At 44.8% G+C, this 13,330-nt stretch carries 13 protein-coding genes; 3 read left to right on the top strand and 10 right to left on the bottom strand.

All coding sequences use genetic code 11. The features are described from left to right. Window positions 1–42: 42 nt before the first annotated feature. From rseP to rpsB, 8 genes are all read right to left on the bottom strand, one after another. Window positions 43–1,401: a sigma E protease regulator RseP gene (rseP, locus tag R7Q48_RS13955; RefSeq protein WP_005380334.1), complete on the bottom strand. Its 1,359-nt coding sequence runs from the start codon at window positions 1,399–1,401 to the stop codon at window positions 43–45. Then, window positions 1,401–2,606 carry a 1-deoxy-D-xylulose-5-phosphate reductoisomerase gene (gene ispC / locus R7Q48_RS13950; RefSeq protein WP_054574847.1) on the bottom strand — a complete coding sequence of 402 codons (1,206 nt, stop codon included), beginning with the start codon at window positions 2,604–2,606 and terminating at the stop codon, window positions 1,401–1,403. Before ispC ends, rseP begins: the two co-directional genes overlap by 1 nt. A gap of 50 nt (window positions 2,607–2,656) precedes the next feature. Next, a complete protein-coding gene (locus tag R7Q48_RS13945) occupies window positions 2,657–3,499 on the bottom strand; it encodes a phosphatidate cytidylyltransferase (protein ID WP_053306719.1) in 843 nt (280 codons plus the stop codon). A gap of 12 nt (window positions 3,500–3,511) precedes the next feature. Further along, the gene (locus R7Q48_RS13940; RefSeq protein ID WP_005380331.1) at window positions 3,512–4,267 is read right to left on the bottom strand and encodes an isoprenyl transferase; all 756 of its coding nucleotides are present in this window, start codon (window positions 4,265–4,267) and stop codon (window positions 3,512–3,514) included. Between the two features lie 96 nt (window positions 4,268–4,363). Then, window positions 4,364–4,921 (bottom strand): ribosome recycling factor, encoded by a 558-nt coding sequence (frr, locus tag R7Q48_RS13935; protein ID WP_005380330.1) that lies wholly within the window; start codon window positions 4,919–4,921, stop codon window positions 4,364–4,366. Between the two features lie 100 nt (window positions 4,922–5,021). Continuing rightward, window positions 5,022–5,747 (bottom strand): UMP kinase, encoded by a 726-nt coding sequence (gene pyrH, locus R7Q48_RS13930; RefSeq protein WP_005380329.1) that lies wholly within the window; start codon window positions 5,745–5,747, stop codon window positions 5,022–5,024. Between the two features lie 147 nt (window positions 5,748–5,894). Further along, complete coding sequence (gene tsf, locus R7Q48_RS13925; RefSeq protein ID WP_005380328.1) at window positions 5,895–6,740, bottom strand: translation elongation factor Ts; 846 nt, start codon at window positions 6,738–6,740, stop codon at window positions 5,895–5,897. Window positions 6,741–6,872: 132 nt separating this feature from the next. Then, window positions 6,873–7,601 carry a 30S ribosomal protein S2 gene (gene rpsB, locus R7Q48_RS13920; protein ID WP_005380327.1) on the bottom strand — a complete coding sequence of 243 codons (729 nt, stop codon included), beginning with the start codon at window positions 7,599–7,601 and terminating at the stop codon, window positions 6,873–6,875. 384 nt (window positions 7,602–7,985) lie between these two features. Here rpsB and map point away from each other — a divergent pair, with 384 nt between their 5' ends. The 3 genes from map (at window position 7,986) to R7Q48_RS13905 (ending at window position 12,123) form a co-directional block, all read left to right on the top strand. Then, window positions 7,986–8,864 carry a type I methionyl aminopeptidase gene (gene map, locus R7Q48_RS13915; RefSeq protein WP_005380326.1) on the top strand — a complete coding sequence of 293 codons (879 nt, stop codon included), beginning with the start codon at window positions 7,986–7,988 and terminating at the stop codon, window positions 8,862–8,864. Window positions 8,865–8,972: 108 nt separating this feature from the next. Further along, a complete protein-coding gene (gene glnD / locus R7Q48_RS13910) occupies window positions 8,973–11,597 on the top strand; it encodes a bifunctional uridylyltransferase/uridylyl-removing protein GlnD (RefSeq protein ID WP_017636037.1) in 2,625 nt (874 codons plus the stop codon). A gap of 142 nt (window positions 11,598–11,739) precedes the next feature. Continuing rightward, a complete protein-coding gene (locus R7Q48_RS13905) occupies window positions 11,740–12,123 on the top strand; it encodes a DUF3461 family protein (RefSeq protein WP_005380322.1) in 384 nt (127 codons plus the stop codon). 67 nt (window positions 12,124–12,190) lie between these two features. On the opposite strand, the gene truC is transcribed toward R7Q48_RS13905, so the two are convergent. Beyond that, window positions 12,191–12,973, bottom strand: coding sequence for a tRNA pseudouridine(65) synthase TruC (truC, locus tag R7Q48_RS13900; protein WP_017820755.1), 783 nt, complete (start codon window positions 12,971–12,973; stop codon window positions 12,191–12,193). Window positions 12,974–12,977: 4 nt separating this feature from the next. After that, window positions 12,978–13,292 (bottom strand): YqcC family protein, encoded by a 315-nt coding sequence (locus tag R7Q48_RS13895; protein ID WP_213871633.1) that lies wholly within the window; start codon window positions 13,290–13,292, stop codon window positions 12,978–12,980. Window positions 13,293–13,330: the final 38 nt, after the last annotated feature.

Below are 13,330 nucleotides of genomic sequence, written 5' to 3'. Positions count from 1 at the left end.
TTGTTCTAATTATTCCTTGCTACTGCTTTTGTCTCTGAACTATCACAGACGAGTAAAATCATTAAATAGCGCTAACGCCATGAGCGAGAAGATGATCGCACCACCAATTCTAAAGCCCATTTCCTGCACTTTCTCAGGAACAGGACGTCGAATGACTGCTTCAATTGCAAAAAACAACAAATGACCGCCATCCAACATTGGTAAAGGAACGAGATTAATAATACCTAGGTTAACACTAATTAGAGCCAGAAAACCTAAAAAGTAGACCAAACCATAATCTGCTGTCGCGCCTGCGCCTTTGGCTATTGATATTGGTCCACTCAGATTATTCAGACCAACGTCTCCAACAATCAGCTTCTTAAGCATGCTGATTGTCAAACCAATGACTTGGCCAGTTTTGTCTACTGCTTTACCTATTGACTCGAATACACCAAACTGAAGATCGAAGCGATAACTTTCTGGCCATTCTGCGACTTTAGGTGCAATACCTGCAAAACCAACGACTTCTTTGTTAGCTAGCTCACGGCTACCGGGCGTCAGCGTCAATGTTTGCTCATAACCCTGACGTAACACCGTCAATTCAAGCGGTGTATCAGGATTAGAACGAACCGCTTCAACCACTTGCTTCCATTCGGTTACGCGTTGTTGACCAATTGCGACAACCTCATCACCTGGAAGCACACCGGCTTTTTCCGCCGCTCCACCTTGCGAGACCTGCTCGATAACTCGATACACCTCCGGTGTATACGGAGCAAAACCTAACGACTGCATCGCTGACTGAGTTTCTGGGTCGAACTTCCACTCACGTAAATCGAGCGTTTTCGTTACTTCTGAACCAACTTCATTCGCTGACGTTAGTGTTACCGTCATCAAATCATCGCCAATATGAGAAATCAATCCCATATTTACTGATTCCCAATCCGGAGTTTTGATACCAGATATCGATTTAAGTTCCATTCCAGATTCAATTCCAGCTTCCGCAACAATCGAATTGGGCGTAACTTCACCAATTACAGGCTTAACAGCAGGGATACCAATTAGAAATACCAGCCAATAGGCAAAAATTGCGAAAAGAAAATTAAAGATGGGGCCAGCCGCAACAATAGAGGTTCGCTTCCATAACGGCTTCTTATCAAACGCTAGGTGCTTCTCATGTTCTGGCACCTCATCGACACGGCTATCAACCATTTTCACATAGCCGCCGAGAGGGATCATTGAGATGCTGTACTCCGTTCCGTCTTTGCCTACTTTACTCCAAATAGACTTGCCGAAACCGATTGAAAACTTTTCAACTTTAACGCCGCAACGGCGAGCAACCCAAAAATGCCCAAATTCGTGCACGGCAACAAGAATGCCCAGTGCGACGATAAAAGAAATGAGATTCCACAATATACCAGTCATCAGCTACGCTCGCGTATGGTTTCTAGGGCAATAGTTCGTGCCATTCTATCTAGCTCGAGCAAGCTTTCCAAGCTATTCGCATTCTCAGCTTTGCAGCTTGCGTTGATTTTATTCAACACAGACTCATTGATGCGAGCAATATCGGTAAAACCTAGTCTGTTATTTAAAAATGCATCAACAGCGACTTCATTAGCTGCATTCAATGCTGTTGTTGCGTGTTGACCTTCATAACAGGCATCAATTGCGAGTTTTAAACATGGGTAACGAGCAAAATCAGGCTGCAAAAACGTCAGCTCACCAACTTTCGTGAAGTCTAGCGGCTTAACCCCAGCTTCCACTCTTGACGGGTATGACATGGTGAGCGCAATTGGCGTCGCCATATCCGCTTCTCCCATTTGTGCCAAGACCGAACCATCACGATACTGAACCATAGAATGAATTACCGATTGAGGATGAATAACCACCTTCAGTTGTTCGCGAGCAGCATTAAATAGCCACTTAGCTTCGATATACTCAAGGCCTTTATTCATCATCGTGGCAGAATCAACAGAAATTTTTGGCCCCATCGACCAGTTTGGATGAGCAATCGCCTGCGCGGGTGTCACCTGCTCCAGTTCTGCGATGTCAGTGTAACGGAAAGGACCACCAGATCCAGTCAACAAAATATGAGAAATGCCATGTTCTTGTAAATTGCAACGACCTAGATTGGTTTGTACTTGCTGTGGTAAACATTGGAAAATGGCGTTGTGTTCACTGTCGACGGGAAGTAGCTCTGCGCCAAATTCTTCTACAGCATCAATAAAAAGCTGGCCTGACATTACAAGTGCTTCTTTATTTGCCAACAAGACTCGCTTACCTGCTTTCACGGCAGCCATAGTAGGCAATAAGCCGGCTGCTCCTACAATAGCAGCCATTACACTGTCGACCTCGTCCAGCGAAGCAATATGGCATAGCGCATCAACACCACCTAGCACTTCGGTACTTGGTGAAACCGAGTGTAGCTCAGCTTGAAGTTGAGATGCCGCAGCTTTATCTGCCATGACCGCATATTTAGGTTGCCACTGACGACATAGACCGATCATCTTTTCAACGTTAGTGCTTGCCGCTAAGGCAACGACAGAAAACAGATCTGGGTTTTGTTCGACCACTTTAAGCGTGCTTGCACCAATTGATCCAGTAGCACCAAGAATCGTTAACTTTTGCATGTTGTAAGACCGTTAGAAAGCTCAGGAGCGACGACGCCGCTCCTGATAAATTAGAATACGTAGTAAAGAAGAGCAAAAACTGGGAATGCTGCGGTTAGGCTGTCGATACGATCTAGCACACCACCGTGCCCTGGGATAATGTTACTGCTGTCTTTAATGCCTGAGACACGTTTGAACATACTTTCAACCAGATCACCAAGCACTGAAATAACGACAGTCACTAGCGTAATCAGCACCATATGGACAGGGCTAGTGAACTGGATGTCGAACCAATCAGCAAATGCCCACGCTACGATTAATGCCGTGATAATGCCACCAATTAGCCCTTCAATAGTTTTATTGGGGCTTACATGAGGAGCCATCTTACGTTTGCCTAAGCTTTTGCCTGCAAAGTAGGCGCCGCTATCTGCAGCCCATACCAAGAAACAAACGTACAACACAAGCTTTGCGCCGTGGTATGGATCTACAGTGATGTCATACGCTCTGAGAATAATCACACTCCAAAGGAATGGGATTAATGTCAGAAAACCAAATACATGACGTAAAACAAAATTACTTTGCCAAGATTTCGTCGTTTTGGGGTAAGTAATCGCCATTAAGCTAGCAATAATCCACCAAACAAAACCAATACCCAAGACGACATAATGAGGTGTCGTTAAGTGATTGAGGCTATATGCATCAGGCGAGATGTATAGAAAACTAAGTCCGGTAATAATGATTGCCGGCACAAGGGCAACAATGCGAGAGTTGCTTCCTGTAAACTGAGTCCACTCCCAAAAACCTAATAGCGTTATTGCAGTTAAAGCGGCAATAAAGCCCATTAGCGGTAATTTAAAAATGCCTAAAATAACCAGGGGAGCTAAAATTAGCGCTGTTATTATTCTCTGTTTCAAACTAACTAGTCCTTATTGAGCTGCCATCAATGCCTTTATTTGTTCACCTGTACAGCCAAAACGACGTTCTCGGTTGATAAACCAAGTTACAGCTTCTACCAAACTGTCTTCATCGAATTCTGGCCAGTACTCTGGTGTAAAGTACATTTCTGCATAAGCCATTTGCCACAACATAAAGTTGCTGATGCGGCACTCTCCACTGGTGCGAATTAAAAGATCCACTTCCGGTAGGTCTGCCATGGTCAAATGCTCAGTGATTAGCTGCTCATTGATATCCTCTACACGAATTTCACCGTTACGTGCTTTTAGCGCTAACGTTTTAGCAGCTTCTGTGATGTCCCATTTACCGCCATAGTTGGCTGCAATGTTGATCACCATACCCGTGTTATCTGCCGTTAGGTTTTCTGCTTCTACAATTTTCTTTTGTAGACGCTCACTAAATCGACTGGTATCACCGATCACGCGCAACCGTAAGTTATTTTTGTGTAGTTTTTTTACTTCACTAGACAGGACCGTGATAAACAGTTCCATCAAAAGACCCACTTCTTCCTCCGGACGACGCCAGTTTTCACTACTAAAAGCAAACAGCGTCATGGCTCTAATGCCTAGTTTTGAAGCAGCAGCCACGGTCTTACGAACGGCACTAACGCCTTTTTTATGACCAAATACGCGAGGTTTTCCTTTGGACTTAGCCCAACGGCCATTACCGTCCATAATGATGGCAATATGCTTAGGAAGGGAATCAGAGAAGGCTTGAGAATTTTGCATAGGGAGTTAATTGAGTTCCATCAGTTGGATAGACTAACATAAAAAAACGCTGAGCTGTGAGCACAGCGTTTTCCAACAGTGATGTGTGTGGGAGTATTAAACTTCCATCAACTCTTTTTCTTTTGCAGCAAGAACTTCATCGATCTTCTTAACTGCAACGTCAGTTAGCTTTTGAATTTCGTCTTGTGCTTTACGGTCTTCATCTTCAGAGATTTCTTTATCTTTTAGAAGCGCTTTAAGATCGTTGTTTGCGTCACGACGGATGTTACGAACAGCAACACGACCACCTTCAGCTTCACCACGGACGATCTTAACTAGGTCTTTACGACGTTCTTCCGTTAGCGGTGGAAGTGGAACGCGGATGATAGTGCCAGCTGACATAGGGTTTAGACCAAGGTCAGACGTCATGATCGCTTTTTCTACTTTCGGCGTCAGCTCTTTATCAAAAACCGTGATTGCAAGTGTACGTGCATCTTCAGCAATAACGTTTGCTACTTGGTTTAGAGGTGTTGCTGCACCGTAGTATTCTACAGAAATACCAGATAGTAGGCTTGGGTGTGCACGACCTGTACGAATTTTAGAAAGGTTGTTCTTAAGCGCTTCAACGCTTTTATCCATGCGCTCTTGCGCGTCTTTTTTGATTTCGTTAATCACAGTTTCACCTTAAAAATGTCATCTTTCCTGAAGAAAGCCTAAAACGGTTGAGCAAAGCAAGCACCACCCTAACGCTTTGGAGTGGCACCTTAAGCCAAGCTTATTCGTTGATGAGCGTGCCTTCTGCTTCGCCCATAACCACGCGACGTAGTGCGCCTGGCTTGTTCATATTAAATACGCGGATTGGCATTTTGTGGTCACGAGCTAGCGTAAACGCCGCCAAGTCCATAACTTTCAGCTCTTTATCCAGAACTTCTGCATAAGATAGCTTATCATACAGCTCTGCGTCTGGGTTTGCTACAGGGTCAGCAGTAAATACACCATCAACTTTCGTCGCTTTTAGTACGACATCCGCTTCAATTTCGATACCACGTAAACAAGCAGCAGAATCCGTTGTAAAGAACGGGTTACCAGTACCAGCAGAGAAGATGACAACTCGGCCTTGGCGAAGCTCACGGATCGCATCAGCCCAATTATAGTCGTCACATACGCCTTTTAGAGGGATTGCAGACATAACGCGCGCATTTACGTATGCACGGTGAAGAGCATCACGCATCGCTAGGCCATTCATTACTGTAGCAAGCATACCCATGTGGTCACCAACTACGCGGTTCATACCAGCTTCAGCTAGGCCTGCACCACGGAACAAGTTACCGCCACCGATAACTACACCAACCTGAACACCCAGTTCAACCAGTTCTTTAACTTCTTGTGCCATACGATCAAGGACCGCAGGATCAATACCAAAACCGTCTTCACCTTGAAGAGCTTCACCACTCAGTTTTAATAGAATACGTTGATACGCTGGTTTAGGGTTCGTAGTCATGGAGTTTACCTTCCAAAGAGAGTTGTTGATTAACAGTCATGAATAGACACAACTTCAGTTATGGCTATTCATCACGGCTAATCGTTCACTGCTCATAAAAAGACCGCAGCCTTGGCTACGGTCTAATCTTTATACAGTCTCTAAGGATTAACCTTTTTGAGCTGCTGCAACTTCTTCAGCGAAGCTCATTTCTTCTTTCTTCTCGATACCTTCACCTACTTCTAGGCGAACGAACGTAGAAACTGAAGCGCCTTTTTCTTTCAGCATTTCGCCTACAGTTTTCTTAGGCTCCATGATGAAAGCTTGACCTGTTAGAGAGATCTCGCCAGTGAATTTCTTCATGCGGCCAACAACCATCTTCTCAGCGATTTCAGCAGGCTTGCCTTCGTTCATTGCGATTTCAACTTGAACCGCTTTCTCTTTTTCTACTACGTCAGCTGGTACGTCTTCTGGGTTAACGAACTCTGGCTTAGAAGCAGCAACGTGCATTGCAACGTGCTTAAGAGTTTCTGCGTCGCCTTCACCAGCAACAACAACACCGATTTTCTCACCGTGACGGTAAGAAGCGATTGCAGTGCCTTGAACGTATTCTACGCGACGGATAGTGATGTTTTCACCGATTTTAGCTACTAGAGCTACACGTGCGTCTTCGAATTGTGCTTGTAGTTCTTCAACAGAAGCTTTTGAAGCTAGAGCTGCAGCTGCAACTTCTTCTGCGAATGCAGTGAAGTTACCGTCTTTAGCAACGAAGTCAGTTTGGCAGTTAACTTCAAGAAGAACAGCAACGCCGTTTTCTTCTTTGATGATGATTGCGCCTTCAGCTGCAACGTTACCAGCTTTCTTAGCTGCTTTCGCTGCGCCAGATTTACGCATGTTTTCAATTGCTAGTTCGATGTCAGCGTTTGCTTCTACAAGCGCTTTCTTACATTCCATCATGCCAGCGCCAGTACGCTCGCGAAGTTCTTTAACTAGAGCAGCAGTTACAGTTGCCATTCTGTCTTCCTCGTTTGATTCGAAATAAGGTAAAAAACAGGGGCCTAACATTGTCGGCCCCCATTGCTAACTATAACTTAGTTTATGCTACACAAAGGTTTCACATAGACCAAGTGTGACACAGAGCCGCTATTATTCAGCTTCTACGAAACCGTCTTTTTCAGCAACTGCAGCTACGTCTTTGTTACGACCTTCAGATACTGCTGAAGCAGCAGCGTTCAGGTATAGCTGTACAGCGCGGATCGCGTCGTCGTTACCTGGGATTACGTAGTCAACGCCGTCTGGGTTAGAGTTAGTATCTACCACAGCGTATACTGGAATACCTAGGTTGTTAGCTTCTTTAATTGCAATGTGTTCGTGATCAGCGTCGATTACGAATAGAGCGTCTGGTAGGCCGCCCATGTCTTTGATACCACCAAGAGATTTCTCTAGCTTCTCCATTTCGCGAGTACGCATTAGAGCTTCTTTCTTAGTTAGTTTGTCAAAAGTACCGTCTTGAGATTGAGTCTCTAGTTCTTTTAGACGCTTGATAGACTGACGAACTGTTTTGTAGTTTGTAAGCATACCGCCTAACCAGCGGTTGTTTACGTAAAACTGGTTGCTTGCGATTGCAGCTTCTTTAACAGCTTCAGATGCAGCGCGCTTAGTACCTACGAATAGAACCTTACCTTTCTTCTCGCCAACTTTAGCTAGTTCAGCTAGAGCGTCGTTGAACATTGGTACAGTTTTTTCTAGGTTGATGATATGAACTTTGTTACGAGCGCCAAAGATGAATGGCTTCATTTTTGGGTTCCAGTAACGAGTCTGGTGACCGAAGTGAACACCAGCTTTTAGCATATCGCGCATTGATACAGTTGCCATTTTAAAATCCTCTATGGGGTTAGGCCTCCACATTCCCCATAACTCCGACCAAGCTTCTGCTCAGCACCCCGGAATATGTGACGGAATGTGTGTGATTTAAAGATAAAAGGTTATTCGGATGAAGCTTGCTTCGCCGCTTAACTTTGCTAAACGAAGAGAACAGTCCTCTATTCCGGCGCGCTTTATACCATATTTTAGCTCACTGTGGCTAGTAAAAATTATTTCTTCACCGAGCCACTTTCTCCTATTTATAAGCAAAACTTTAAACATATGATCGAATTAAGAATGATGCATATTCCTATCTAACTTGGGTTAACGCCCCGATGTCTGATAGAATGCGGCCATTCGCACGTTTACGTGCTTAGGAATAAGTAGAGAAAGCCAATGTCAATCAAGATTAAAACTGCTGAAGAAATAGAACGCATGCGCATTGCGGGCAAGCTAGCCGCAGAGATTCTAGAAATGATCGAACCACACATCAAAGTTGGTGTGACGACAGAAGAGTTAAACAAAATCTGTCATGAGTACGCTCTAGAAAAAGGCGCATACTCTGCTCCGCTTGATTACCATGGTTTCCCTAAGTCGATCTGTACTTCAATCAACCATATCGTATGCCACGGTATTCCAGCGGAAAAAGACGAAATCGGTAGCAACGGCCAAATGAAGCCGGCGGTACTAAAAGATGGCGACATCTTAAACGTTGATATTACCGTAATCGTTCCAAATGATGAGAATGCCGATCTGAGCGTGCGTCCTCAGGGGTACCATGGTGACACTTCTAAGATGTTCCTAGTCGGTGATGTTTCGCCTGCAAACAAACGTCTGTGCATGGTAGCTCAAGAAGCACTGTATGTTGGTATGCGTACCGTTAAGCCAGGTTCAACGGTTGGTGACATCGGTACAGCTATCGAGAAGTACATCAAAGAGAACAACAAGAACAATCCTCGCAACAAGTTTTCTATTGTGAAAGACTTCTGTGGTCACGGTATCGGCGATGAGTTCCATGAAGAACCACAAGTGGTTCATTACAAGAACAAAGACCGCCGCGTATTAAAAGAAGGCATGTGCTTTACTATTGAGCCGATGATTAACGCTGGTAAATTTGGTTGCTCTGTTGATGCACAAGATGACTGGACTGTTTACACGGGCGACGGCAAGAACTCTGCGCAATGGGAACATACCATTGTAGTAACAAAAGAAGGTTGTGAAGTACTAACGCTTCGTAGCGACGATACGATTCCTCGCCTAATGAAAAACGCGTAAAGCTGACGACCACTCGTTGTTTACTATATCCCTGCTTCGGCGGGGATATTTTTTATCTGCCGCAAATTTGTTAGATTGTTATTAGATTAGCTTGCACGGATGGCAAATATGACACTTCAGTCCCCTCTTACCTTTTCCGATGAACAAATCAATATCGGTGAACTCAAACAAGAATTAGAGAAGTTTAGCTCTAATCAAAACCAAGAGTTTCTCAATCATCATCCGGTAACAAGCTTGGTTTTAGCCAGAGCTGAATATATGGATCTGCTTCTCAATCGTTTGTGGCAACATTTTGGTTTCAAGGATATTTACAACATTTCCCTAGTTGCCGTTGGTGGCTACGGACGAGGCGAGCTGCATCCGCTCTCCGATATCGATATTTTGATTCTGTCGAACAATAAACTGCCAACCGCGTTAGAAGCAAAAATCAGCGAATTCATTACGCTGTTGTGGGATTTAAAACTCGAGGTCGGACACGCTGTTCGCACCGTTACTGAATGTGCTGAAATTGGTAAAGCCGATCTAACGGTCGCGACAAACCTGCAAGAAGCGCGACTGCTGTGTGGAAGCGAGGACACCTTTCAGGCACTGAAGAAAGTCGTGTTATCAGACTCCTTCTGGCCAAGTGAGACGTTTTACCGCGCTAAAATTCAAGAGCAGCGCGAACGCCATGCGCGTTACCACGACACGACCTACAACTTAGAACCGGACATTAAATCAACCCCTGGCGGGCTACGCGATATTCATACATTAAGCTGGGTCGCTCGACGTCACTTTGGTGCGACTTCATTGTTGGAAATGAGCCGATACGGATTTTTAACTGACGCAGAATACCGAGAATTGGTTGAATGTCAGGACTTCCTTTGGCGAGTACGTTTCGCTCTGCACATGGAGCTTCGCCGCTATGACAACCGCTTGACCTTTGCTCATCAAGCACAAGTTGCGGAAAACCTAGGCTACGTCGGAGAAGGCAACCGAGGCGTAGAAATGATGATGAAAGAGTTCTACCGCACGCTTCGTCGTGTGGCAGAGCTCAATAAAATGCTACTCAAACTCTTTGACCAAGCGATCATTAATGGTGGGGCGACAGAAAGTGCCGAGATTCTCGATACGGACTTTCAACGTCGCGGTTCTTTAATTGAAGCGCGGAAACCCGCATTGTTCCAAGCTCGCCCAGAAACTATTCTGGATATGTTCTTACATATTGCTAACGACTCAACTATTGAAGGGGTGAGCCCACCAACGCTGCGTCAACTTCGCACCGCTCGCCGTCGGCTCAACAAGTTTTTGCACACCATTCCTGCTGCGCGTGAAAAGTTCATGGCGTTATGTCGTCACCCTAATGCTCTGCACAAAGCATTCAGCCTAATGCACCGATTAGGGGTTATGGCGGCCTATTTACCGCAATGGAGTCAGATTGTTGGTCAAATGCAGTTTGACTTATTCCATGCCTACACAGTTGATGAACACAGTATTCGCTTACTTAAACACATCAACACTTTTAGTGACCCAGAAAATCATGCGAAGCACCCTATTTGCTGTGACGTCTACCCACGGATGCAAAAGAAAGAGCTGCTGATTATTGCCGCTATTTTCCACGATATCGGGAAAGGTCGTGGCGGCGATCACTCAATTATCGGTGAAGGAGAAGCGTACGACTTCTGCATTGAGCATGGTTTATCGAAGCCCGAAGCGAAACTTGTCGCTTGGTTGGTAAGACATCATCTATTAATGTCTGTCACCGCACAGCGCCGAGACATTTATGATCCCGATGTCATTACCGAATTTGCCAAAAAAGTCAGAGACGAAGAATCTCTCGATTATCTTGTATGCCTGACAGTTGCAGATATTTGTGCAACCAACCCAGAACTTTGGAATGCGTGGAAACGAACTTTACTTGCGGAGCTGTATTACTCCACGCAACGTGCTTTACGCAGAGGCCTAGAGAATCCTGTCGATGTGCGTGAGAGAATTCGCCACAATCAACAAATGGCCTCCGCAATGCTGCGCAAAGAGGGGTTTGCCGCGCGCGAAATTGAAGTATTGTGGCAACGCTTCAAAGCTGACTACTTCCTTCGTCATACCCATACGCAAATCGCGTGGCACTGCGAACACTTACTTCGCATGGAAGATCCGACTAAGCCTTTGGTATTAATCAGTAAAAAAGCCACTCGTGGCGGCACTGAGGTGTTTGTATATACGAAAGACCAGCCTGCTTTATTTGCGACAGTCGTGGCGGAGTTAGATAGGCGTAATTTTAATGTACACGACGCGCAAATCATGACCAGCAAAGATGGGCACGTGATTGATACCTTTATGGTACTCGATCAACATGGCGAAGCGATCGATGAGTCTCGTCACGCCGCGGTGATTAAACACCTCACTCATGTACTGGAGGCAGGCCGACCAACCAAGATTAAAACGCGCCGTACTCCGAACAAACTTCAGCACTTTAACGTGAAAACCAAAGTCGACTTCTTACCAACCAAAGGTAAAAAACACACTTTAATGGAGTTTGTCGCGCTAGACACACCAGGGCTGTTGGCCAAAGTAGGCCGTACGTTTGCTGATTTAAATATCAACCTTCATGGTGCAAAAATCACCACCATTGGTGAGCGAGCAGAAGACTTGTTTATTTTAACCAGTGATGCAGGGGGAAGATTAAGTGAAGAACAACAGGATGAGCTAAGAGAGAGATTGATCGAAAAGTTATCTGATGAGGTCGCAGCTTAGATCAAATTTGCCAATCTTTTCGGTTCAGGGCGAGAGCGATCTTGCCCACAAGTTAAGCATTTTGGCTAAATATCAGCTATCTAGCTCATACATAGGCTGCTACAGTTATATCAATATCAATTCGATGTAATAGAGGTAGCCTATGTATCCCCACCTCACTGGTTTGGGTATTCACGACCCTAAGCAGATTGAACGTTATTCCCTACGCCAAGAAGCACACAAAGACGTACTCAAGATCTATTTCCACAAGCAAAAAGGCGAACTGTTCGCTAAAAGCGTTAAATTCAAATACCCGCGCCAAATCAAAAATGTTCTTGTGGACAGTGGCAGTCACAAATATAAAGAAGTAACGGAAATCAACCGTAACCTCACATTAGTCATTGATGAACTGAATAAAATCACTAAGCCAACGAAACAACCTGAGGTTGATGTAAAAGAGAAAATTCTTTCAGACCTTCGTCATTTAGAAAAAGTCGTTTCGAGCAAGATCGCAGAGATCGAAGCGGATCTTGAAAAACTAAAGTAAAACGTTAAGTCTTAAATATTAAAAAGGGTTAGCATTGATGCTAACCCTTTTTATTTGTACCCAATCATTATCTAGATCTAACTGCGCCGATTATCGGTTCATCCCACTCAAATCGAGTAAACAATTGCTGCCAAGTTTCATCAAGATTGGCCGTCATGACAATCTCTTGATCGGTAAATGGATGGACAAACCGTAACTCTGAAGCATGCAGTAGCAAACGATGAGAATCAAACTCTGTGCGATACAGCTTGTTGTGCTTTCCATCCCCGTGCGTTGTATCACCCACGATCGGATGGCGTAGATGTGCCATATGACGACGAAGTTGGTGCTTACGCCCCGTTTTAGGTTTCATCTCAACTAAGCAATAACGCGTTGTAGGAAATTTACCCGTCGAATAGGGAACCTCCACTTTAGCCAACGGCTTATATTCCGTCACCGCTTCTTGCGCTTCTTTTTCTTGTGAAGCGAACTTATCAGCAATCTTGTCTAACTCCACTTTGAGTGCGTAATCCAAGACGCCCTCTTCCTCAATCCAACCGCGTACTATCGCGTGGTATGTCTTTTCCATTTTATGTTCAGCAAACATCGGCATGACTTGTGATGCGACTTCACTCGACAAAGCAAACACGAGCACACCAGATGTTGGACGATCCAGACGATGCAATGGGAACACATGCTGACCAATTTGGTCGCGCAAAGTTTGCATGACAAATTGAGTTTCGTGTTTATCTAACCAACTGCGATGCACTAACATGCCGGCAGGCTTGTTGACCGCTACAAAATATTCATCCTGATAAACGATCTCCAGCTCAACTGGTTCTGAAGATCGCGCTATTTCTTGTTCTAGCATTCGTTTACTTACACAGTTCGTCAATGGTTCGGATTGTAACAAGCAGCTCGGCGAACTGCGGTTCCTGCTTCCACGCTTCTGAAAAATAGGGCTCGAGAGAAAACCCTCTTGGCAATGGTTGGTTATTTTTCACTAGTGCGTGCATTCTGGCTATAAAGATCCACTGCAACCACTCATGAGGGTGCAATGTATCAATCGCAAATGGCTCCGTACTTTGTAAGGCTTGCTCTGAAGGCATAGTATATTGCCATAAGTTATGCTCTCTAAGCTGCGCTTCAAGTTGGTGAAGTAAGTCGACCAATTGAGTATTTGTTACCATTAATTCTATCTCGAACCTTGAATTAGCCGAGAATGATA

This window comes from Vibrio sp. 378, assembly GCF_033339435.1.
This window is presented reverse-complemented; position numbering and strand designations above follow the sequence as displayed.